The 21,925-nt window shown below is 70.9% G+C and carries 19 protein-coding genes; 12 read left to right on the top strand and 7 right to left on the bottom strand.

Annotation, left to right across the window (positions count from 1 at the left end; genetic code table 11):
- Nucleotides 1-15 precede the first annotated feature (15 nt).
- Both C6Y14_RS31905 and mmpB read right to left on the bottom strand, forming a co-directional pair.
- Nucleotides 16-636, bottom strand: a complete 621-nt coding sequence (locus C6Y14_RS31905) for a Maf family protein (RefSeq protein ID WP_107020343.1) — start codon at nucleotides 634-636, stop codon at nucleotides 16-18.
- 66 nt (nucleotides 637-702) lie between these two features.
- Nucleotides 703-831, bottom strand: coding sequence for a morphogenic membrane protein MmpB (gene mmpB / locus C6Y14_RS45595; protein WP_107020342.1), 129 nt, complete (start codon nucleotides 829-831; stop codon nucleotides 703-705).
- Nucleotides 832-1,000: 169 nt separating this feature from the next.
- On the opposite strand from mmpB, the gene C6Y14_RS31895 reads away from it, so the two are divergent.
- On the top strand, nucleotides 1,001-2,164 hold the full coding sequence (locus C6Y14_RS31895; protein WP_107020341.1) for an SGNH/GDSL hydrolase family protein: 1,164 nt from the start codon (nucleotides 1,001-1,003) through the stop codon (nucleotides 2,162-2,164).
- A 73-nt stretch (nucleotides 2,165-2,237) separates the two neighbouring features.
- On the opposite strand, the gene C6Y14_RS31890 is transcribed toward C6Y14_RS31895, so the two are convergent.
- Both C6Y14_RS31890 and C6Y14_RS31885 read right to left on the bottom strand, forming a co-directional pair.
- Nucleotides 2,238-2,447 carry an acyl-CoA carboxylase epsilon subunit gene (locus C6Y14_RS31890; protein ID WP_107020340.1) on the bottom strand — a complete coding sequence of 70 codons (210 nt, stop codon included), beginning with the start codon at nucleotides 2,445-2,447 and terminating at the stop codon, nucleotides 2,238-2,240.
- Nucleotides 2,448-2,480: 33 nt separating this feature from the next.
- The gene (locus tag C6Y14_RS31885; protein WP_107020339.1) at nucleotides 2,481-4,079 is read right to left on the bottom strand and encodes an acyl-CoA carboxylase subunit beta; all 1,599 of its coding nucleotides are present in this window, start codon (nucleotides 4,077-4,079) and stop codon (nucleotides 2,481-2,483) included.
- Nucleotides 4,080-4,232: 153 nt separating this feature from the next.
- Here C6Y14_RS31885 and C6Y14_RS31880 point away from each other — a divergent pair, with 153 nt between their 5' ends.
- Nucleotides 4,233-5,159, top strand: a complete 927-nt coding sequence (locus C6Y14_RS31880; protein ID WP_107020338.1) for a biotin--[acetyl-CoA-carboxylase] ligase — start codon at nucleotides 4,233-4,235, stop codon at nucleotides 5,157-5,159.
- A 472-nt stretch (nucleotides 5,160-5,631) separates the two neighbouring features.
- On the top strand, nucleotides 5,632-6,738 hold the full coding sequence (locus C6Y14_RS31875) for an adenylate/guanylate cyclase domain-containing protein (RefSeq protein ID WP_107020395.1): 1,107 nt from the start codon (nucleotides 5,632-5,634) through the stop codon (nucleotides 6,736-6,738).
- A 15-nt stretch (nucleotides 6,739-6,753) separates the two neighbouring features.
- On the opposite strand, the gene C6Y14_RS31870 is transcribed toward C6Y14_RS31875, so the two are convergent.
- The gene (locus C6Y14_RS31870) at nucleotides 6,754-7,317 is read right to left on the bottom strand and encodes a hypothetical protein (RefSeq protein ID WP_107020337.1); all 564 of its coding nucleotides are present in this window, start codon (nucleotides 7,315-7,317) and stop codon (nucleotides 6,754-6,756) included.
- Between the two features lie 212 nt (nucleotides 7,318-7,529).
- A complete protein-coding gene (locus tag C6Y14_RS31865) occupies nucleotides 7,530-8,387 on the bottom strand; it encodes an enoyl-CoA hydratase/isomerase family protein (RefSeq protein WP_107020336.1) in 858 nt (285 codons plus the stop codon).
- A 124-nt stretch (nucleotides 8,388-8,511) separates the two neighbouring features.
- On the opposite strand from C6Y14_RS31865, the gene C6Y14_RS31860 reads away from it, so the two are divergent.
- The 4 genes from C6Y14_RS31860 to C6Y14_RS31845 all read left to right on the top strand — a co-directional run bounded on the left by C6Y14_RS31860 (nucleotide 8,512) and on the right by C6Y14_RS31845 (nucleotide 13,445).
- Nucleotides 8,512-9,654, top strand: a complete 1,143-nt coding sequence (locus tag C6Y14_RS31860; RefSeq protein ID WP_107020335.1) for a GGDEF domain-containing protein — start codon at nucleotides 8,512-8,514, stop codon at nucleotides 9,652-9,654.
- A gap of 99 nt (nucleotides 9,655-9,753) precedes the next feature.
- Complete coding sequence (hutH, locus tag C6Y14_RS31855) at nucleotides 9,754-11,292, top strand: histidine ammonia-lyase (protein WP_107020334.1); 1,539 nt, start codon at nucleotides 9,754-9,756, stop codon at nucleotides 11,290-11,292.
- A gap of 189 nt (nucleotides 11,293-11,481) precedes the next feature.
- Nucleotides 11,482-11,685 (top strand): cold-shock protein, encoded by a 204-nt coding sequence (locus C6Y14_RS31850; RefSeq protein ID WP_003969786.1) that lies wholly within the window; start codon nucleotides 11,482-11,484, stop codon nucleotides 11,683-11,685.
- 140 nt (nucleotides 11,686-11,825) lie between these two features.
- Nucleotides 11,826-13,445, top strand: coding sequence for a DEAD/DEAH box helicase (locus tag C6Y14_RS31845; protein WP_107020333.1), 1,620 nt, complete (start codon nucleotides 11,826-11,828; stop codon nucleotides 13,443-13,445).
- A gap of 95 nt (nucleotides 13,446-13,540) precedes the next feature.
- Here C6Y14_RS31845 and C6Y14_RS31840 read toward each other — a convergent pair whose 3' ends face one another.
- Nucleotides 13,541-13,897 carry a hypothetical protein gene (locus C6Y14_RS31840; protein ID WP_107020332.1) on the bottom strand — a complete coding sequence of 119 codons (357 nt, stop codon included), beginning with the start codon at nucleotides 13,895-13,897 and terminating at the stop codon, nucleotides 13,541-13,543.
- Nucleotides 13,898-14,007: 110 nt separating this feature from the next.
- On the opposite strand from C6Y14_RS31840, the gene C6Y14_RS31835 reads away from it, so the two are divergent.
- The 5 genes from C6Y14_RS31835 (at nucleotide 14,008) to C6Y14_RS31810 (ending at nucleotide 21,869) form a co-directional block, all read left to right on the top strand.
- A complete protein-coding gene (locus C6Y14_RS31835) occupies nucleotides 14,008-14,349 on the top strand; it encodes a hypothetical protein (protein WP_107020331.1) in 342 nt (113 codons plus the stop codon).
- 211 nt (nucleotides 14,350-14,560) lie between these two features.
- Nucleotides 14,561-15,832: a L,D-transpeptidase gene (locus C6Y14_RS31830; protein ID WP_107020330.1), complete on the top strand. Its 1,272-nt coding sequence runs from the start codon at nucleotides 14,561-14,563 to the stop codon at nucleotides 15,830-15,832.
- Between the two features lie 190 nt (nucleotides 15,833-16,022).
- Nucleotides 16,023-17,507 (top strand): ABC transporter permease, encoded by a 1,485-nt coding sequence (locus C6Y14_RS31825; protein ID WP_107020329.1) that lies wholly within the window; start codon nucleotides 16,023-16,025, stop codon nucleotides 17,505-17,507.
- Nucleotides 17,508-17,711: 204 nt separating this feature from the next.
- Nucleotides 17,712-18,395 (top strand): ABC transporter ATP-binding protein, encoded by a 684-nt coding sequence (locus tag C6Y14_RS31820; protein WP_107020328.1) that lies wholly within the window; start codon nucleotides 17,712-17,714, stop codon nucleotides 18,393-18,395.
- A 150-nt stretch (nucleotides 18,396-18,545) separates the two neighbouring features.
- Nucleotides 18,546-21,869 carry a S8 family peptidase gene (locus C6Y14_RS31810; protein ID WP_107020327.1) on the top strand — a complete coding sequence of 1,108 codons (3,324 nt, stop codon included), beginning with the start codon at nucleotides 18,546-18,548 and terminating at the stop codon, nucleotides 21,867-21,869.
- Nucleotides 21,870-21,925: the final 56 nt, after the last annotated feature.

The raw sequence follows: 21,925 nt of genomic DNA, 5'->3' as shown, positions 1-21,925 counted from the left end.
TCGGCTCGGTGGGCCCTAGTGCTCGCGCGGGGTCCACAAGTCGGTGATGCCGACGCCCAGTTCGGCCAGCAGGCGGCGTACCAGCGGCAGCGAGAGCCCGATGACGTTGCCGTGGTCGCCGTCGATGCCGTCGACGAAGGGGGCCGAGCGGCCGTCCAGTGTGAACGCCCCTGCGACGTGCAGCGGCTCGCCCGTGGCGACGTACGCGGCGATCTCGGCGTCGGTCGGCTCGCCGAAGCGGACGACGGTGGACGCGACCCCCGAGGTGTGCCGGCCGGCCTGTGTGTCCCACACGCAGTGGCCGGTCTGCAGGATGCCCGCCCGGCCGCGCATCGACTTCCAGCGCGCGGTCGCCTCCTCGGCGTCGACCGGCTTGCCGTACGCCACGCCGTCCAGTTCGAGCACCGAGTCGCAGCCGATCACCAGGGCGCCGGCGACCTCGGGCCGTGCGGCGACCACGGACGCCTTCGCCTCGGCGAGGGCGAGCGCCAGTTCGGCGGGGGTCGGGGCGGTCACGGCGTCCTCGTCGAACCCGCTGACGACGACCTCGGGGTCGAGTCCGGCCTGCCGCAGCAGTCCGAGCCGGGCGGGGGACTGGGAGGCGAGAACGAGCCTGCGGCGTGGCTGATCAGTCATGCGGTCAGCGTAGCGAGCCGCTGCCGGCCGGTTTTGCCGGAGGCCGGACTGCCGGTCGGGCCGGTCTCACATGAGGCCGAGGATGATCATCGCGAACACCACGGCAAGCGCCATGAGGACGCCGAGCCGCCGCAACATGTCCTGCATGTCGCGCAGCTCCTTCGGCGGCTCGTTCTCCGGGTCGGACCACAGCATGTCTCCGATCGTGACTCCGGCACGGCTCCGGACGCCTGAGTACGCGTACTCATCTTGAGTAAAAGGGTCGCTGGTTCCATTAGATGCTCGCTTCCTGCTACCGTTCCCGGCATCACTAAGGGGACTCGAATCCCATTAGTACGCCCCTGAGGAACTGGAGGGAACCGCTGTGTTCACCACCGCCTGGACCGCTTCTCCGCAGTCGCCCAGCACCGGCTTCACCCCCAACTGGTCCCAGGAGGGCTTCTGGCGCCAGTCCCTGCGGCAGGTCGTCCGCCTGACCGCGGGCGGCGACCGCGTCCGCATCCGCCTCTCGAACGCGTACGGGACCTCGCCGCTGCGGATCGCGGGCGCGACCCTCGCGCGTACGGCCCTCGGCGCCGGAGTAGATGCCGCTGCCGGCGCTGGCGCCGGTGCCGCCGTGCGGGCCGAGCCCGTGCGGCTCACCTTCGGCGGGGCCGCGTCCGTCGAGATCCCGGCGCGCGGGGAGACCGTCGGCGACGCGGCCGAGTTCGCCGTGGCGGCCGGGGAGTCCGTGACCGTCACCCTGCACCTCGACGCCGTCACCGGCCCCGCCACCTTCCACGCGCAGGCCTTCACGACCAGCTACCGGGGTGCGGGCGACCTCCTGGCGGACACCGGGGGCGCGGGCTTCGACGAGACCACCGAGTCCTGGTACTTCCTGACCGCGGTCGACGTCTCCGCCGGGCGCACGGACGGCGTGGCGCTCTTCGGCGACTCGATCACCGACGGGTTCGGGTCCACGCCCGGCGCGAACCGCCGATGGTCCGACGCCCTCGCCGCGCGCACCGGACGGCCCGTGCTCAACGCCGGTATCGGCGGGAACCTGCTGCTCAACGACTCCGCCTGGTACGGGGAGAAGGGCGTCCACCGGCTGGAACGGGACGTGCTCTCCCTGGCCGGCGTCGACACCCTCGTGGTGCTGCTCGGGCTCAACGACATCGGGTTCAGTGAGGGGGCGGCGGAGCCCACGTACCGGCCCGCGCCGCGTGTCGAGGTGGATGAACTCATCGCGGGGCACCGGGAGTTGATACGGCAGGTGCGGGGTCGGGGGGTGCGGGCGGTCGGGGCGACGCTGTTGCCCTTCGGGGGGTCCGATCACTGGGGGGAGCGGGCCGCGAAGGTGAGTCACGAGTTCAACGAGTGGGTTCGTTGCTCGGGGGAGTACGACGGCGTGGTCGATCTCCATCGGGCGCTCGCCGATCCCGTCGCGTCCGAACGGCTTCGGGGTGCTTACGACTTCGGCGATCACCTGCACCCGAATGATCTCGGGTACGAGGTGATGGCCGAAGCCGTGGGGGTGCTTCTTTGACTGCGGGTGCGTCGTGGCTGGTCGCGCAGTTCCCCGCGCCCCTTACGGGCCCCGGAGGGGCCCGATCAGGGGGTCAGCGGGGCCAGAAGGTGTGGGACCAGGACCGGGGGCCCGGGGACGGCAGGCGGGTCTGGGCCAGGCGGGACGGGTCCGACCAGGCGTCCCTGTGCCGTGCCGCGCCGGGCGGGGGTGTCTCCGCCGCCGCGGCGCGGGCTCTGACCACTGCCAGGGCGGCGGCCAGCTCCTCGGGGGTCGGGTTGCCCCGTACGACCTTGATGTTCATGACCGCTCCCGTTCTCGACGACCGGCGTGCTGGCTAGAGGGGGATGTTGCCGTGCTTCTTCGGTGGCAGGGACTCCCGCTTGGTGCGCAGGGCCCGCAGGCCGCGTACGACGTGGGCGCGGGTGTCGGAGGGCAGGACCACCGCGTCGATGTAGCCGCGCTCGGCCGCCGTGTAGGGGTTGAGGAGCGCGTCCTCGTACTCCTGGATCAGCCGGGCCCGGGTGGCTTCCTGCTCGTCGGCGGGGGTGGCCGCGATGGCGCGCCGGTGCAGGATGTTCACCGCTCCCTGCGCGCCCATCACGGCGATCTGGGCCGTCGGCCAGGCCAGGTTGAGGTCCGCGCCCAGGTGCTTGGAGCCCATGACGTCGTAGGCGCCGCCGAAGGCCTTGCGGGTGATCACCGTGATCAGGGGGACGGTGGCCTCGGCGTACGCGTAGATCAGTTTGGCGCCGCGGCGGATGATGCCCGTGTGCTCCTGGTCGACGCCCGGGAGGAAGCCGGGGACGTCCACGAAGGTGAGCACGGGGACGTTGAAGGCGTCGCAGGTGCGCACGAAGCGGGCCGCCTTCTCGCTCGCGTCGATGTCCAGACAGCCCGCGAACTGCATGGGCTGGTTGGCGACGATGCCCACCGGCTGCCCCTCGACGCGGCCGAATCCGGTGAGGATGTTCGGCGCGAACAGCGGCTGCGTCTCGAAGAACTCGGCGTCGTCCAGGACGTGTTCGATCACCGTGTGCATGTCGTACGGCTGGTTCGCGCTGTCCGGGATCAGCGTGTCGAGCTCGCGGTCCTCGTCCGTCGTCGTCAGGTCCGCCTCCTCGGGGAAGGCGGGCGGCTCGCTGAGGTTGTTCGACGGCAGGTACGACAGCAGCGACTTGACGTACTCGATCGCGTCCTTCTCGTCGCCCGCCATGTGATGGGCCACGCCGGAGACCGCGTTGTGGGTGCGCGCGCCGCCCAGCTCCTCGAAGCCGACGTCCTCGCCGGTGACCGTCTTGATGACGTCGGGGCCGGTGATGAACATGTGCGAGGTCTGGTCGACCATGACCGTGAAGTCGGTGATGGCGGGGGAGTAGACCGCGCCGCCCGCGCACGGGCCGACGACCAGGCTGATCTGCGGGATCACTCCGGAGGCGTGGGTGTTGCGGCGGAAGATCTCGCCGTACATGCCGAGCGCCGCCACGCCCTCCTGGATGCGGGCGCCGCCGGAGTCGTTGATGCCGATGACCGGACAGCCGGTCTTCAGCGCGAAGTCCATCGCCTTCATGATCTTCTGGCCGAAGACCTCGCCGAGGGCGCCGCCGAAGACCGTGAAGTCCTGCGAGAACACGGCCACCGGACGGCCGTCCACCGTGCCGTAACCGGTCACCACCCCGTCCCCGTACGGGCGGTTGTCCTCCAGCCCGAAGTCCGTCGAGCGGTGCTGCGCGAACTCGTCGAACTCGACGAAGGAGTCCTCGTCCATCAGCAGCTCGATCCGCTCACGGGCCGTCAACTTGCCTTTGGCGTGCTGCTTTTCGACGGCGCGTGCCGAGCCGGCGTGCGTCGCCTCGTCGATGCGGCGCCGCAGATCCGCGAGCTTGCCCGCGGTGGTGTGGATGTCGATCTCATGCTGCTGTTCCGGCTCGGACATCGGGATGCGGCTCCCTGCCTGCTCAGTGGGGACGTGAGGGTGAGGTGCTCAGAAGGGGATCGGGCTCAGATGGGGGATTGGCTACTCATCCGTAGCGTAGTGGCGTGCCTACCGTTCGGCAGTGCGGCGTTTACCACACCTAGGGTGGGTTGCATGACGCCGCGAGATGACTCAGACGCGAACAGCGACGCGCACAGCAACCCGTGGTCCGACCTGGACCGTCCGCCGCTCAACGCCGTGGCGCTGCGCCGCGCGCTCGTGCGCGACGGGGGGCGTGACGGAGGGCGTGGAGGGCTCTGGTCCGACGTGCGGGTGGTCGCCCGTACCGGCTCCACCAACTCCGACCTCGTCGCCCTCGCCGCCGAAGGCAAGGCGGCGGAGGGCACGGTCCTGATCGCCGAGGAGCAGGACGCCGGGCGCGGGCGCCTGGACCGGCGGTGGACGGCGCCCGCCCGCTCGGGCCTCTTCTTCTCCGTCCTGCTGAAGCCCACCGGCGTCCCCGTCGAGCGGTGGGGCTGGCTGCCGCTGCTCGCCGGGGTCGCGATGGCGACGGGGCTCTCGCGGTCGGCCGGCGTGGACACGGCGCTGAAGTGGCCCAACGACCTGCTGGTGACGGTCGAGGGCGCGGAACGCAAGGTCGGCGGCATCCTCGCCGAACGCGCCGGGGACGACGCGGTCGTCGTCGGCATCGGCATCAACGTCACGCTCCGCGCCGACGAGCTGCCCGTACCGGGCGCCGGATCGCTCGCCCTCGCGGGAGCGGCGACCACCGACCGGGACACCATCCTGCGGACCGTCCTGCGCTCGCTCGAACAGTGGTTCGAGAAATGGCGGAGTGTGGGAGGCGACCCCGCCGCGTCCGGTCTCCAGGACACCTATGCCGCCGGCTGCGCGACGCTCGGCCGGGAGGTACGGGCCGAACTGCCCGGGAACACCTCGATCACCGGCGAGGCGGTCGCCCTCGACGGTGACGGACGGCTGGTGCTGGCCACCGCGGAAGGCGTGCAGCAGCCCGTGGGCGCCGGGGACATCGTGCACCTGCGCCCGGCGGGATCGGCGGGATCCCCGGGAAGCGAGTGACGTACGCGCCCAGCGGGGTACGCGGGGCGTTCCGTGCGTTCCCCGCGTGGCGTGCCTGTTCGTGCCGGTGGTGAGCAAGGGGCGCGGACGGGCCGTACGACAGGGAGCGGGCCGGAGCGGTCCGCCGGACGTACGGGGACGGAGTGGGTCAGGAGCCGTCCGGCCTCGGCAGTCGGGAGTGAGCCAGAGCACACCTGCCGTAGAGTTGAGGCCGGTCGATACCTGACCGCGGCAGATCGGAAGGGCAGCAGGCGTGACGGTCGACGACAGCGGTTCGGGCACGGGTGACCCCGCCTCCGACGGGGAGCCCGGGCGTGCCGCCGGGTCTGTCGCCGACACGGCGGCCGCGCGGGTCGACCGCGCCGAGCTCCACGCGCGCGTGGAGGAAGAGGAACAGGACCCAGTGGACGCGCAGGACGGCCGGACCGACGTGCAGAACGGCCGGGCGGACGTGCGGGACAGCCGCACCGACGTGCAGAACAGCCGGACGGGCGGGCCGGACGGCCGGACCGACCAGCCCGGCGCCGAGTCCGACGACGACCCGCTCGCGCTCCGGCTCGAACAGCTCATCCTCGGCGCCGAGCGCCGCTACACCCCCTTCCAGGCGGCCCGCAGCGCCGGTGTCTCCATGGAGCTGGCCTCCCGTTTCTGGCGGGCCATGGGCTTCGCCGACATCGGCCAGGCCAAGGCGCTGACCGAGGCGGACGTACTCGCCCTGCGGCGCCTCGCCGGTCTCGTCGAGGCCGGACTGCTCAGCGAGGCGATGGCGGTCCAGGTGGCCCGTTCCACCGGCCAGACCACGGCCCGGCTGGCCGAGTGGCAGATCGACTCGTTCCTGGAGGGCCTCACCGAGCCGCCCGAGCCGGGCATGACGCGCACCGAGGTCACGTACCCCCTCATCGAGCTGCTGCTGCCCGAGCTGGAGGAGTTCCTGATCTACGTCTGGCGGCGCCAGCTCGCCGCCGCGACCGGGCGGGTCGTGCAGGCCGCGGACGACGAGGAGATGGTCGACCGGCGCCTCGCCGTCGGCTTCGCCGACCTCGTCGGCTTCACCCGCCTCACCCGGCGCATGGAGGAGGAGGAGCTCGGCGAACTCGTCGAGGCCTTCGAGACCACCGCCGCCGACCTCGTCGCCGCCCACGGCGGACGGCTCATCAAGACCCTGGGCGACGAGGTGCTGTACGCGGCCGACGACGCGGGGGTGGCCGCCGAGATCGCGCTGCGCCTCATCGAGACGATGGCCAACGACGAGACGATGCCGGAGCTGCGCGTGGGCATCGCGTTCGGCACGGTGACCACACGCATGGGTGACGTGTTTGGTACGACCGTGAACCTCGCCTCCCGGCTGACGTCGATAGCTCCCAAGGACGCCGTCCTGGTCGACGGGGCGTTCGCGGAGGAGCTGATCCGCACGGGCGACGCGCCCGCCTCCGAGGCCGTGGCCGTCGAGGAGGCCGTCGCCGCGGAGAAGGAGGGCGAGGAGCCGCCAGCGTACCGCTTCGGACTCCAGCCGATGTGGCAGCGGGCGGTGCGTGGGCTCGGCGTGGTCGAGCCTTGGCTGATGAGCCGGCGGGGCTGAGGGCTCTCGCCGGTCCTACTTGCCGTCGCTGTCGAGGCACAGACCCACGATCGGTACGCAGATGGCGTCCGGCGGGACCGGGGGCGGGAGCGCCGTTCCGGGCGGCCGGGCGGGTGCCGAGGGCTCGGCGGTGGCGGCGGGTGGGCGCCGTTCCGGGTGCCGGGCGGTGACCGGGCGCGTGGGTGCGGCTGTGGGTGAGGGGTGGACGGCCGTCGGGGCTGCGGTCCTTGCCGGTGCGGTGTGGCTCGGTGGATTCGCCCGCGGCGGCACCGGGGTGGTGTCCGGGGACGGGGTGGCGGAGGGGGACGCGGGCGTCGCCGGGGCCGCCGTCGGGTCGTGCCGCGGCTGCTTCTCGGGTACCGCCGACGCGCTGGGGTCCAGCTCCGTCGCCTCCACGCGTTCGCCGCCGGCCTGCGACGGGGTGGGGACCGCGAGGCGCAGCATGCCGAGCGCGCCTGCCGCCAGGGCGAGGCCGGTGACCGTGAGGAGGGTGCGGTGGGGGCGGGGTCTGCGGTGGCGTCCGCGAGGCGCTGCCGCTGTGGCCGTCGGGTCGTCCGTCTGCTGTGCCGTCTTAGTCATGCCGATCCCCCCGATGCGCAGGGTATGCACGCGCGTGGGGGTTCGGACGGTGTCCGGCGCGGCGTCACCCGAACGGGGTTTTTCGCCCCCACCGCCCCTACCCGTTCCCGTCACTGACTCGGGGGCGCTGCCCCCGAACCCCCGGTCCTCAAACGCCGGACGGGCTGATACTCAGCCCGTCCGGCGTTTGAGGACAATGGGGGGCGAGGGAATCACTCCCCGGGCCACTCCGGCCGGCGCTTCTCGTTGAACGCCGCCACCCCCTCCGCCCGGTCCCCCGAGAACGCCACCGACCGCCACGCCGCGTCCTCGATCTCCAGGCCGGCCCGGAGATCGAGCCCGTGCCCGAGCCGCAGCGCCCGTTTCGCGGCCCGCAGCCCCACGGGCGAGTTCCCGGCGATGCGCGCGGCCAGCGCCAGCGCCTCCGTCCGGTCCTGACCGTCATCGACCAGGACGTCGACCAGCCCCAGCTCCCGCGCCTCCCCCGCCGCCACCCGCCGAGCGGTGAAGATCAGCTCGGCGGCCCGCGCGGCGCCCACCCGGCGCGGCAGCAGCTGCGTACCGCCGCCGCCGGGGATGACGCCGACGGACACCTCGGGCAGGCCCACCACGGCGGTGCCGTCGGCCACGATCAGGTCGCAGGCCAGGGCCAGTTCGAAACCGCCGCCCAGCGCGAAGCCGTGCACGGCGGCCACCGTCGGCATCGGAAGCTCCAGCACCCCGGTGTACGCCGCCCGCGCGGCCGGCCGCTGCCGGACCAGCTCGGCGTCCGTGAGGGAGTTGCGCTCCTTGAGGTCGGCGCCGACGCAGAACGCCCGCTCGTGCGTCGAGGTCAGCACCACGACGCGTACGTCCCGGTCGGCGGCCAGCGCCTCGCAGGCCGCGGCGATCGAGCGGGCCATCCGGGACGACACGGCGTTCATGGCCTTGGGCCGGTCCAGGGAGAGTTCGGCGACGTACGGGGCGGGGCGGTGCACCGCCACGTACTCCCCGAACCGTCGCGTCGAGTCCTGGTCCGCCCGGTCCGCTCGATCCGCCTGGTCGGGCCCGTTGCCGTCCTGCTCCGTCATGTCGCACTCCCCGGTTAACGTGGGTTAACTTCCGGGTCGATCATCCCAGCGGGCCGTCCGTGGCGGAACCCCTGTTCGCCGCGTCGACCTCTCATAGTCGTACAAACCTACCTAACCTAGGGTAATGGGTGGTGACGATGTGCGACTGAGGGCCGTGGTGGCGCTGGCGCAGGGCATGGCCGCCGCGCACGCCCCGCATGAGTCGTGGCGCGCGGCGGCGGACGGGGCCCGCCTGGCGCTGGGCGGGAGCTTCGCCGCGCTGTCCGTGTGGGAGCGGCAGCTGGGGCGGCTGCGGGTCCTGGTGAACACGGGGGAGCGGGCCCCGGGCGAGGAGGAGTTCCCGGAGTCGGAGACGTACCCCGTCCATCAGTTCCCCGAGATCACCGAGTTCCTGCACGAGCGCTGGGTGGGCGGCGGCGAGCCCAACGCCTGGGTCGAGACGGCGGACGGTCCGGCCGCCGGGAGCGCCGAGTACTGCCATCAGAGAGTCGCCGCGCTGCGACGGCGCGGGCGCGGCTGCTGCGTCGTCGCGCCGATCGTGCTGCACGGGCGCGCCTGGGGCGAGCTGTATGTCGCCCGGTCGGCCGGCGCGCCCGCCTTCGGCCGTGCCGACGCCGACTTCGCGACCGTCCTCGCTTCCGTGGTCGCCGCCGGGATCGCGCAGACCGAACGGCTGGAGGAGGCCCGGCGGCTCGCCTTCACCGACGCGCTGACCGGGCTCGCCAACCGCCGGGCCGTGGACGTGCGTCTGGACGAGGCCATCGAGTGCCATCGCGCGCAGGGAGTGGTCGTCAGCCTGGTGGTGTGTGATCTCAACGGACTCAAGCGCGTCAACGACACCCGGGGGCACGCCGTCGGCGACCGGCTCCTCGAACGCTTCGGGTCGGTGCTCTCGCTGTGCGGCGCGATGCTGCCCGGCACGCTCGCCGCCCGTCTCGGCGGTGACGAGTTCTGCCTGGTCGCGGTGGGTCCCGCCGCCGACGAGGTGGTCCGGGTCGCCGAGGAGCTGTGCCGCCGGGCCGGTGAGCTGGAGCTGGGCGAGGGGGTCGCGTGCGGGATCGCCTCGACCGGGGACCCCCTCGGACCCGTCCGCTCGGCCCGCCGCCTCTTCCGCCTCGCCGACGCGGCCCAGTACCGCGCCAAGGCCGTACGTGCCACGAAGCCCGTCGTCGCCGGGCGTGAGGGCCCCGACGATCCCGTCGTACGCCTCGCCGACGCGCCCCCGCCCGCGGCGGCCGAACGGCGGCGGTTCCGCGGGCGGCGGTAGGCCGCGGGTGAGGCCTCGGTGTGACGTAGATGTAAGGACCCAACCCCGTACCCACTAGTGACACCATCGCATTCACTGCGTACGCTCCTGAATATGGATATGCACTCTGTGGTGGTGGGGACGAGCGGGGTCACCGCGTCCGACGTGCTGGCCGTGGCGCGCGGCGGCGCCCGGGTCGAGCTCTCCGGCGAGGCGGTGGCGGCGCTCGCCGCGGCCCGCGAGATCGTCGAGGCGCTGGCCGCCAAACCCGAACCCGTCTACGGGGTCTCCACCGGCTTCGGAGCCCTCGCGAGCCGGCACATCAGCCCGGAGCTGCGGGCGCAGCTGCAGCGCAACATCGTGCGCTCGCACGCCGCCGGGATGGGGCCGCGCGTCGAACGCGAGGTCGTCCGGGCGCTGATGTTCCTGCGGCTGAAGACCGTCTGCTCGGGCCGGACCGGGGTGCGCCCGTCCGTCGCGCAGACCATGGCCGACGTCCTCAACGCCGGAATCACCCCCGTCGTCCACGAGTTCGGCTCGCTCGGCTGCTCCGGGGACCTCGCCCCGCTCTCCCACTGCGCCCTGACCCTGATGGGGGAGGGGGACGCCGAGGGCCCTGACGGTGTGGTCCGCCCCGCCGGTGAACTGCTCGCCGAGCACGGCATCGAGCCCGTCGAACTGCGCGAGAAGGAGGGGCTGGCCCTCCTCAACGGCACCGACGGCATGCTCGGCATGCTGATCATGGCCCTCGCCGACCTCGACACCCTCTACAAGTCCGCCGACATCACGGCCGCCCTCAGCCTGGAGGCGCTCCTCGGGACCGACAAGGTCCTCGCGCCCGAACTGCACGCCATCCGGCCGCACCCCGGCCAGAGCGTCAGCGCCGCCAACATGCTGGCCGTGCTGAAGGGTTCGGAGCTGACAGGGCATCACCAGGACGACGCGCCGCGCGTGCAGGACGCGTACTCCGTGCGCTGCGCCCCGCAGGTCGCCGGTGCCGGGCGCGACACCATGGTCCACGCCCGGCTGGTCGCCGACCGTGAGCTGGCCTCCGCCGTCGACAATCCGGTCGTCCTGCCCGACGGGCGAGTCGAGTCGAACGGCAACTTCCACGGCGCCCCGGTCGCGTACGTGCTGGACTTCCTCGCCATCGTCGCGGCCGACCTCGGCTCCATCGCCGAGCGCCGCACCGACCGGCTCCTCGACAAGAACCGCTCGCACGGGCTGCCGCCCTTCCTCGCGGACGACGCGGGCGTCGACTCGGGCCTGATGATCGCCCAGTACACGCAGGCCGCCCTGGTCAGCGAGATGAAGCGGCTCGCCGTACCGGCCTCCGCCGACTCCATCCCGTCCTCCGCGATGCAGGAGGACCACGTCTCGATGGGCTGGTCGGCCGCCCGCAAGCTCCGCACGGCCGTCGACAACCTGACCCGGATCGTCGCCATCGAGCTGTACGCCGCCACGCGCGCCGTCGAACTGCGTACCGGACTCACGCCCGCGCCGGCCTCGCGGGCCGCGATCGCCGCCGTCCGGGCCGCCGGGGTGGCGGGCCCCGGGCCGGATCGTTTCCTCGCCCCGGACCTCGCCGCGGCGGACGCGTTCGTACGCGCCGGCGGCCTGGTCGCGGCCGTGGAACCGGTGACGGGCCCGCTGTCCTGACGGATCTCCCGACCGGGGGCGGGGCTGTCGTGCGCGTCACGGCAGCCCCGCCGATTCGTGTGCTAGGGTTCATAGCGAAACGTTTTTGGTACCCATTAACTTGTGCGCCTGAAAGGATTCTCTCTCAGGCGCGTTTTGTTTTTCCGGTCATTTCCGGATGGGAGCCACACCTATCCAAGGAGAAATGACATGGCTACTGGCACCGTGAAGTGGTTCAACAGCGAAAAGGGCTTCGGCTTCATCGAGCAGGACGGCGGCGGCGCCGACGTCTTCGCCCACTACTCCAACATCGCCACCTCTGGCTTCCGTGAGCTGCAGGAGGGCCAGAAGGTCTCCTTCGACGTCACGCAGGGCCAGAAGGGCCCGCAGGCGGAGAACATCGTTCCCGCCTAATTCCGGGACGCGCATCACGCGAGCCGGGGTCCGCACCTTCGGGTGCGGGCCCCGGCTTGTGCTGTCCGTGTGTCCCAGAGCACGGGAAACCGTGAAAGCACGGGAAACCGTGCGGCCCAGGAAGGAATTCCAGATCCAGCATGACTCGATCCGAACGTCCTGAACGAACCGCCGGCGGGCGGCCGGCGAATTCCCGGGGTTCCCGCGGTACTCGTGGCACACGCGGCGGCCAGGCGGCCCCCGCCAACGGCGGCGGCAGAAACGTACGCAAGAAGCCCATCGCGCAGGCCGCCCCGCCGCGCGAGTTCACCCTGCCGCAGACGCTCACGCCCGCACTGCCCTCCGTCGAGTCCTTCGACGCGCTGGACATGCCGGCCGCGCTCGGCAAGACCCTCAGCGCCCAGGGTGTGACCGACCCCTTCCCGATCCAGGGCGCCACCCTGCCCAACTCCCTCGCCGGGCGCGACATCCTCGGCCGGGGCCGCACCGGCTCGGGCAAGACCCTCGCCTTCGGCCTCGCGCTGCTCGCCCGCACCGCGGGCCGCCGCGCCGAGCCCAAGGCGCCGCTCGCGCTCGTCCTGGTGCCCACGCGCGAACTCGCGCAGCAGGTCACCGACGCGCTCACGCCGTACGCCACGGCCGTGAACCTGCGCCTCGCGACCGTCGTCGGCGGGCTCTCCATCGGCAAGCAGTCCGCCCTGCTGCGGCGCGGTGCCGAGGTGCTCGTCGCCACGCCGGGGCGCCTCAAGGACCTGATAGACCGGGGTGACTGCACCCTCGCACAGGTGTCGATCACCGTCCTCGACGAGGCCGACCAGATGGCCGACATGGGCTTCATGCCGCAGGTCATCGGGCTCCTCAACCAGGTCGAGCCGGACGGTCAGCGCATGCTGTTCTCGGCGACCCTGGACAAGAACATCGACCGGCTCGTGCGGATGTACCTCACGGACCCCGTCGTGCACTCCGTCGATCCCTCCGCGGGCGCCGTGACGACGATGGAGCACCACGTGCTGCACGTCGCCGACGAGACGGACAAGAAGGCCGTCGCGATGCGGATCGCCGCCCGCGACGGGCGCGTGATCCTGTTCGTCGACACCAAGCGCTCGGCCGACCGCTTCACCAAGCGGCTGCTCGCGAGCGGCGTACGCGCCTCCGCCCTGCACGGCGGACGCTCGCAGCCGCAGCGCACCCGCACGCTCGACCAGTTCAAGACCGGTCTGGTGACCGCCCTCGTCGCGACCAACGTGGCGGCGCGCGGCATCCACGTCGACGACCTCGACCTCGTCGTGAACGTCGACCCGCCGACCGACCACAAGGACTACCTGCACCGCGGCGGCCGTACCGCTCGCGCGGGGGAGTCCGGCAGCGTCGTCACGCTGGTCCTGCCCGAGCAGAAGCGGGACATGACCCAGCTGATGGCCAACGCGGGGATCAACCCGCACACGGCCCGCGTCAGGTCCAGCGACGAGGAACTGGTCCGGATCACCGGGGCGCGGGAGCCTTCCGGCGTGCCGGTCGTCATTCCCGTACCGGAGCCCGCGGTTGCCCAGCCTTCGCAGGGCAAGCCGCGGGCGCGGCGCGGTGGTGGCGGGGGTGGCCGTGGCGCGGCTGCCGCCGGTACTCGGTCCGCCGGTACGCGGGCCGGTGGCGGCGGGGCTCGCAGCGGGTCCGGCGCCGGGGCGGCGGCCTCGCGTGGGCGCGGGGGTGCCGCAGCGTCGCGTACGCGCGGTGGACAGCAGGGTGGGCGTCGGTCCGCCTGAGGCTCCGTCTGAGAGCTCGGGGGGGGGGAAGTGTTGTGCGGCGGCTGCGCGTACGTCGTGGCCGTCCGCGCAGTTCCCCGCGTCCCTTGCGGGGGTCAGTACTCCGCCATGCGCTCCCTGCGCACCGAGTAGACGACGAATCCCGCACCCAGGGCCAGGAACAGCGTTCCGCCTGTTACGTACGGGGTCGTGTCGAAGCTTCCCGTGTCGGCCAGGTGGGTCTGGGTCTCCTCCGTGGTCGTGTCGTCGGTCGTGCCGGAATCCTCTGTGGCGGCCTCCGCGGACGTGTCCGTGGAGGTGTGTGCCGCGGTGCGGACCACCGTTGTGGTCGTCGTCTGTGTTCTGTGCTCCGCCGGCTTGTCGTCCGTCGCGTTGGCGGACGGAACGAACCACAGGGCACCCAGGAGGGTCCCCGCGGCGGTGGCGGTCAGCAACGATCGACGTGCGGACACGGAATATCGATCCCCTTGTGACGCTGGCGAATTGGCCGTGTGGGGCGATGTTAGTGAAAGGTGCGGGTCACGGGAAAGTCACGGTGGCCAGGAGTCGTACGCTCCGAGGTATGAGCACACCTGAGACATCACGATTTGTGCGGTTGCACGTCGAATTGGTCGTCGAGGTCGACGACGAGAACGCGCTGACCAAGGCGGCGCTGGGCAGCATGGCCGAGGACGCCGAGATCCCGGCCGACGAGCGGGCCCACGCCGAGAGCACCGTGACGCACAACACGGCCGAGGCCCTCGCGTACCTCGTCGACCCGTTCGACCTGGTCGCGGACCTGCCCGGGGTCGAACTCGCGCAGGCCTCGTGGAGCAGCGAGCACATCGACTACGACCCCGATTCGCCGGATTGGGACCTGGACGAGGATGATGACGCCTCGGACGAGAAAGAAACGGCCGGCTGACACCGCTCGGGAGAATTCATGACCCCGGGCGGCAACCGCCACCCGGGGTCCTGTCGTCTCATGGGACGCAGTGACCGACACCCGCACCAGGCGTATCCCTGTGGATCGACGTGGCATGCCCCACACCCTCGATGGATGTGGAACGGGACGAACCGGTCGTAGCGTTAATTGGTGTTACGGGGACTCTCGTGGTTCAGGGGATTCGGCAACGATGGAGAAGCGTGTGATGACGGACAGTAAGCGGCGCAAGGGCCTGACGGTCGCGTCCGCACTGCTCGGCGGGGTGCTGATGCTCTCTGCGTGCAGCGGAGGGGGCGGCGACAACCCCAAGGGCGACGACGAAGGGGACGGCTCCTCGCAGTCGAAGGTCGACGAGGCCGCGGCGAAGAAGACCTCCGAGGCCCAGATCAAGATCACGCCCAAGGACGGCTCCGACAACGCCTCCATCAACAGCGCCGCCGCGGTCACTGTGACCAAGGGCACACTGAGTGAAGTGACCATGAAGACGGCGGCCGGTGCCGCCGTCGAGGGCGAGATATCCGCCGACAAGAAGAGCTGGAAGCCCAGCGGTCAGCTGGAGCGCGCCACCGCCTACAAGATCGCCGCGACGGCCGAGGACTCGGCCGGCCGTGCCGCCCACGAGAACGCGTCGTTCACGACGGTCTCGCCGGCCAACAGCTTCATCGGCAACTTCACGCCCGAGGACGGTTCCACCGTCGGCGTCGGTATGCCGGTCTCGATCAACTTCGACAAGGCGATCACGAACAAGGCGGACGTCCAGAAGGGCATCACCGTCTCCTCGACCAGCGGCCAGGAGGTCGTCGGGCACTGGTTCAGCGCCAACCGCCTGGACTTCCGCCCCGAGGAGTACTGGAAGGGCAACTCCACCGTCACCCTGAAGCTGAACCTCGACGGTGTCGAGGGCGCGAACGGCGTGTACGGCGTGCAGCAGAAGACGGTCACCTTCAAGATCGGCCGCAACCAGGTCTCCATCGTCGACGCCAAGACCAAGACGATGAAGGTCACGCAGGACGGCAAGACCATCAAGACCATCCCGATCTCGGCCGGCTCGCCCGAGAACAAGACGTACCAGGGCCAGATGGTGATCTCCGAGAAGTTCAAGGAGACCCGGATGAACGGCGCGACCGTCGGCTTCACGGACGACGACGGCAAGGGCGAGTACGACATCAAGGACGTACCGCACGCGATGCGCCTGTCGAACTCCGGCACGTTCATCCACGGCAACTACTGGGCCGCCAAGTCCATCTTCGGCAGCGTCAACACCAGCCACGGCTGCGTGGGCCTGTCGGACACCAAGGGCGCCAACGACACGAAGTCCGAGGGTGGCTGGTTCTTCAGCAACTCGATCGTCGGTGACGTCGTGGACGTGCGGAACACCGGTGACAAGACCATCGCCCCGGACAACGGCCTCAACGGCTGGAACCTGGACTGGGCGGCGTGGAAGGCCGGTTCGGCCGCCTGACCCCTGGACCCGAACACACCTCGCACCGAGGGCGGTTGCTCACCACGAGCAGCCGCCCTCGGCGTTTTCACAGCCTTCCCGGGGCCCGCACAGCCCGCCGGGGGGCCTTTCCGAGGTTCTGCACAGCCTTCTCATCCTTCTCTTATGCGGGGCTTATCCCTCCATCACACGCCGTCCCTAGCTTGCGGCCATGTTCTTCACCTATCTGAGGCGCGAACTGCGCCGCCGCAGAAAGGCGGCGCTCGTCGTCGCCTCCGGACTCGCCCTGGGCATCGCCCTGGTCATCGTCGTCAGCTCCGTGTCGTCCGGCATGGAGAAGGCGCAGGGCAAGGTCCTCCAGTCGCTGTACGGGCTGGGCACGGACATGACGGTCACCAAGGCGGCCCAGGCCCAGTCGGGCACGGGCGAGCGCCCGCGCTTCCAGTTCGACGCCCGGGACGGTGACTCCGACGAGGAGCAGAGCAGCGACCGCGTCATGGTGCAGGGCTTCCAGACCCTGGCGGCCGGCACGGTCTCCAAGGTCGATACGCAGAAGGGCGTCTCGGACGCCGTCGGCGGGCTCAGCCTCCAGGTCATCAAGGTCAGCGGCCAGTTCCAGCGGGGTGAGTTCCGGCAGGACCAGCAGCAGGGCGGCGGCGGTGGCAACCAGCAGGGCGGCGGCCCCGGTGCCCAGCAGTCCCCGCAGGGCCGCGTCGAGGGCGGCGGCGCCGACTTCGACGTCAACAACTACTCGGTGTACGGCACCGACGTCACCAAGCCGGACCTCGGCCCGCTGACCTCGTCGAAGATCACCAGCGGCCGTACGTTCAAGACCTCGGAGACCGACGCGAAGGTCGTCGTCGCCGACACGTCCTACGCCAAGGAGAAGAAGCTCGCCCTCGGTGACACCGTCACCGTCAAGAGCGTCAAGTACAAGGTCATCGGTATCGCGACACCCGACAGCGGTGACGCGGCGGCCAACCTGTACATCCCGCTCAAGCAGGCGCAGACGCTCAGTGACTCCAAGAACAAGGTCACCACGATCTACGTCAAGGCGTCCGACTCGCAGCAGATCGACAGCGTCAAGTCGACCATCCAGAAGAACATCGACGGTACGACGGTGACGACCTCCGCCGACCTGGCGGACACGGTGTCCGGGTCCCTGTCCACCGCGTCCGACCTCGCCTCGAACGTCGGCAAGTGGCTCTCGATCGCGGTGCTCGTGGCCGCGTTCCTGGTCGCGGGACTGCTCACCTCGTCCGCCGTGTCCCGGCGCGTACGGGAGTTCGGCACGCTGAAGGCACTCGGCTGGAAGTCCGGCCGCGTCACCCGGCAGGTCGTCGGGGAGGCCGTCGTCAACGGCCTCGTCGGCGGTGTCCTCGGCATCGCCCTCGGCCTCGGCGGCGCGTACGCCGTCACCGCGATCAGCCCGACGCTCCAGGCCGAACTCGCCTCCACGGGCGGGGGCATGGGCGGCCCCGGCGGCGGGGGAGGCCCCGGTGGCGGCGGCATGGGCGGCCCGGCCCGCCAGGCGGCCTCCAAGGCCCTCGACGTGACCCTCACGGCACCCGTGGCCCTCAACACGATCGCGATCGCGGTGGGCCTCGCGGTGGCGGGCGGCCTGATCGCCGGCGCGTTCGGCGGCTGGCGCGCCTCCCGCCTCCGCCCGGCGGACGCACTCCGCCGGGTCGAGTAGCCGAACTGCTACGGGGCGGCCCCGCACCCCGAGCCCCGTCAAAGGCGCGGGGAACGGCGCGCTCAGCCACGTACAACCCGCACTTCCGGCACGGCCGCCACCCCGCCCCTCCAGGGGCGCGGGGAACTGCGCGACCAGCCCCGGACGGCCCGCACCTTTTCCTACCGCGCCCCCCCGGCGGAGCGCCCGGCCCAGGAGCCACACATGTACGAACTAAGAGGCATCACCAAGCAGTACAAGCGCGGCAAGGAGACCGTCCACGCCCTCGCAGGCGTCGACCTGACCATCCCGGACGGCGACCGCCTGGTCATCCAGGGCCCCACCGGCGGCGGCAAATCCACCCTCCTCCAGATGCTCGGCGGCCTGGACCGCCCCACTGGCGGAAGCATCGAACTGGACGGAACAGATCTCGCCAGATTGTCCGAGACCAAACTGACGAACGTGCGCAGCGAGAACATCGGATTCGTATTCCAGAGCTTCAATCTCATTCCCACCCTCACCGCCCAGGAGAACGTGGAGACCGCCCTCGTACCGCTGAAGGTGAAGGTGAGGGAACGGCGGGAAAGGGCCGCCGCCGCACTGGAGTCCGTCGGGCTCGCCGAGCGGGCCGGGCATCTGCCCGCCGAGCTCTCCGGCGGTCAGCAGCAGCGCGTCGCCATCGCCCGTGCCCTGGTCAAGCAGCCGAAGGTGCTGCTCGCCGACGAACCGACCGGCAACCTCGACGAGTCGATGCGCGACGAGATCATGGACGTACTCGACACCATGTGGAAGGAGCACGGGCTCACTTTCATCATGGTCACGCACGATTCCGCACTCGCGAAAAAGGCCCCCCGGGTCGCCACGATCCGGAAGGGGAGGATCACCGTCAAGGAAAACGCCAACTCCTGACGCCTGTCTTGCTATTGAGCACCAGTTCACCCCCCGGCATACTGAGTATTCCGGGGGGTTACGCGCGAGCATGCGTACGGGATGTCCCCCGGCCGGATGAACGGGGGTTCATCCCGGACCTGATCTCCAGGGGGAGACTTGCGCAGACAAGTGAAGAGAGCGTGCACGGCCACGATCGCCGCGGCGGCAGCCGTGGCCCTGGCGGCGGGCATGACCAGCCCGGCGTCGGCGGAGGCCGAGCGTACGGCAACCGACCGGGCCGTACAGACCACGCCCAAGCACCGCGTCACCCTGATCACCGGCGACCGTGTGGTCGTCGACGCCAAGGGCCGTGTCCTCGGCCTGGAACGGGCCAAGGGCCGCGAGGGGATACCCGTCCAGATACGCAAGGCCGACGGGCACACCCTCGTCGTGCCGGCCGACGCGGCCCGGCTGATAGCCGGCGGCAAGCTCGACCAGCGGCTGTTCGACGTCACCGAACTGAGCACCGCGGCCAGCCGCAAGGCGCAGAAGCAGGGCCTCAAGCTGATCGTCGGCTACCGCGGCACGGCCGCGGCGGCGAAGGCGGACGTCCGCGAGGCCGGCGACACCGAGGTCCGCAGGACCCTGAAGTCGCTGAACGCGGACGCGGTGCTGACGCCCAAGGGCGACGCGCCCGACCTGTGGGCCGCGGTCACCGACACCCGGTCCGGCGGTGCGAGCACCGCCTCCGGCATCGCCCACGTGTGGCTCGACGGGGTCCGCAAGGCCAGCCTCGACAAGTCCGTCAAGCAGATCGGCGCCGACAAGGCGTGGGCCGCCGGCTTCGACGGCAAGGGCATCAAGGTCGCCGTCCTCGACACCGGTGTCGACGCGACCCACGACGACCTGAAGAACCAGGTCGTGGCCGCGAAGAACTTCTCCGCCGCCCCCGACGCGACCGACAAGTACGGTCACGGCACGCACGTCGCGTCCATCGTGGCGGGTACGGGCGCCAAGTCGGCCGGCAAGTACAAGGGCGTCGCACCGGGCGCGAAGCTGCTCAACGGCAAGGTCCTCGACGACAGCGGCTACGGCGACGACTCCGGCATCCTCGCCGGTATGGACTGGGCGGCCGAACAGGGCGCCGACGTCGTGAACCTCAGCCTGGGCGGCGGGGACACCGCCGACATCGACCCGCTCGAAGCGCAGGTCAACAAGCTGTCCAAGGAGAAGGGCATCCTCTTTGCCATCGCCGCGGGCAACGACGGCGACTTCGGCGAGCAGACGATCGGCTCCCCGGGCAGCGCGGAGGCCGCGCTCACCGTGGGCGCCGTAGACGACACGGACAAGCTGGCCTCGTTCTCCAGCCGGGGCCCCGGCCTCGACGGGCAGATCAAGCCCGACGTGACCGCGCCCGGCGTGGACATCACGGCCGCCTCGGCCCCCGGCAGCGTCATCGCCAAGGAAGTCGGCGAGAAGCCGGCCGGCTATGTGACCATCTCGGGTACGTCGATGGCGACCCCGCATGTCGCGGGCGCCGCGGCGATCCTCAAGCAGCAGCACCCCGACTGGACGTACGCCGAGCTCAAGGGCGCGCTGACCGGCTCCGCCAAGGGCGGCAAGTACACGCCGTTCCAGCAGGGTTCGGGCCGCATCCAGGTCGACAAGGCCATCAAGCAGACCGTCGTCGCCGAGCCGTCGTCGGTGAGCTTCGGCGTCCAGCAGTGGCCGCACACCGACGACACCCCGGTCACCAAGAAGGTCACGTACCGCAACCTCGGCAAGACCGACGTCACGCTGAACCTCACCGTGGCGGCCACCGACCCGAAGGGGCAGGCCGCGCCGGCCGGCTTCTTCACGCTCGGCGCCAAGACGCTGACCGTCCCGGCGGGCGGCACGGCCTCCGCCGACCTCACGGCCAACAGCAAGCTCGGCGGCACGGTCGACGGCGCCTACTCCGCGTACGTGACCGCCACCGGCGGTGGGCAGAGCGTACGCACGGCGGCGGCGGTGCAGCGTGAGGTGGAGTCGTACGACCTCACGCTCAAGTTCATCGGCCGTGACGGCAACGCGGCGGAGTACTACAACGCCAACCTCTCCGGGGTCTCCGGGCTCTCCAAGGAGAAGTGGTACTCGCCCTACGACGCGTCCGGCACCGTCAAGGTCCGTGTCCCCAAGGGCGGTTACATCCTCGACTCGGCGCTCTTCGTCGACCCGGAGGACTTCGCCAAGGGCGCCGACTGGGTGGCCCAGCCGAAGCTGAGCGTCACCAAGAACGCCACGATCACGGTGGACGCGCGGACCGCCAAGCCGGTGGACATCACCGTGCCCGACGCGGCGGCCAAGTCCGAGTTCGCCTCACCCGACTACACGGTTGACGTCGGCAACAACAGCTACGGGTTCGGCTGGTGGCTGGACTCGTACGACAACTTCCGTTCCGCGCACGCCGGTCCGCAGATCACCGACGGCACGCTGTACCAGCAGTGGGACGGCCACTGGGCCAAGCCCGCCGAGGAGTACGACACCACCGCCGGAGCCAAGGTCAAGCAGCTCGCCACCGGCTACACCAAGCACTACAAGGCGAGCGAACTGGCCACGGTGAAGACCGGTCTGGGCGCCTCGGCGAGCGGCAAGAAGGGCGCGCTCACCGCCTGGGGCAGCCTGCCCGGCAGCTCCGGCTCCTCCGCGATCAGTGTCCCGCAGACGCTCCCCGGCACCCGGACGGTTCACCTGTCCACCGCCGGCGGGGTCAAGTGGAACCTCGACTTCGAGCAGCACGGCGGAGTCGACGAATGGGGCTGGCCGATCGTCGAGGCCTTCTACACGCTCGGCACCCCGCAGACCCTCGCGGCGGGCAAGAGCTACGAGAAGACCTTCAACACGGCGGTCTTCGGCCCTCGCCTGACCTCCTCCTTCGGTCTCTACCGCGAGGGCAACGGCATCTACGGCTACCTGCCGCTGTTCGCCGACGGCAAGACCCACTCCGGTTCCTCGCTCTACTCGTCGGTCACCACGACCCTCTACCGCAACGGCGCCAAGGTCGGCTCGAACAGCGACCCGCTGGTCGGGGACGGCATCTTCAAGGTCCCGGCCGGTGACGCCGCGTACAAGCTGACCACCTCGGTCAAGCGGACCGTCAAGGTCGCCGCGGCCTCCACCCGCGTCGACGCCAGCTGGACCTTCCGCTCCAAGAAGGCCGACCTGGCCAAACTGCCCGCGTCCTCGATCCGCTTCGACGCGGCCGTCGGCCTGGACAGCAGGGCCCCGGCGGACAAGAAGGTCTCCGTCCCGGTGACCGTCCAGGGCTCGGCGGCGGGCTCGAACCTGAAGTCCCTCGCCGTGTACGTGTCGTACGACTACGGCCAGACCTGGAAGAAGGTCACCGTCAAGAACGGCAAGATCGCGATCACCAACCCGGCCAAGGGCAAGGCGATCTCGTTCCACGCCAAGATCGCCGACAAGAAGGGCAACAAGTCGACGATCTCGATCTACAACGCGTACTACGGCAAGTGACCCGTCGGGTTGATCCGGTGGATCACATGGATCACCGACAGGTTCGCTGAACGCTG

Source organism: Streptomyces dioscori (assembly GCF_003024195.1).
Lineage (GTDB): Bacteria > Actinomycetota > Actinomycetes > Streptomycetales > Streptomycetaceae > Streptomyces > Streptomyces dioscori.
The sequence above is the reverse complement of the archived record's forward strand: the minus strand, read 5'-3'. Positions and strand labels throughout refer to the sequence as shown.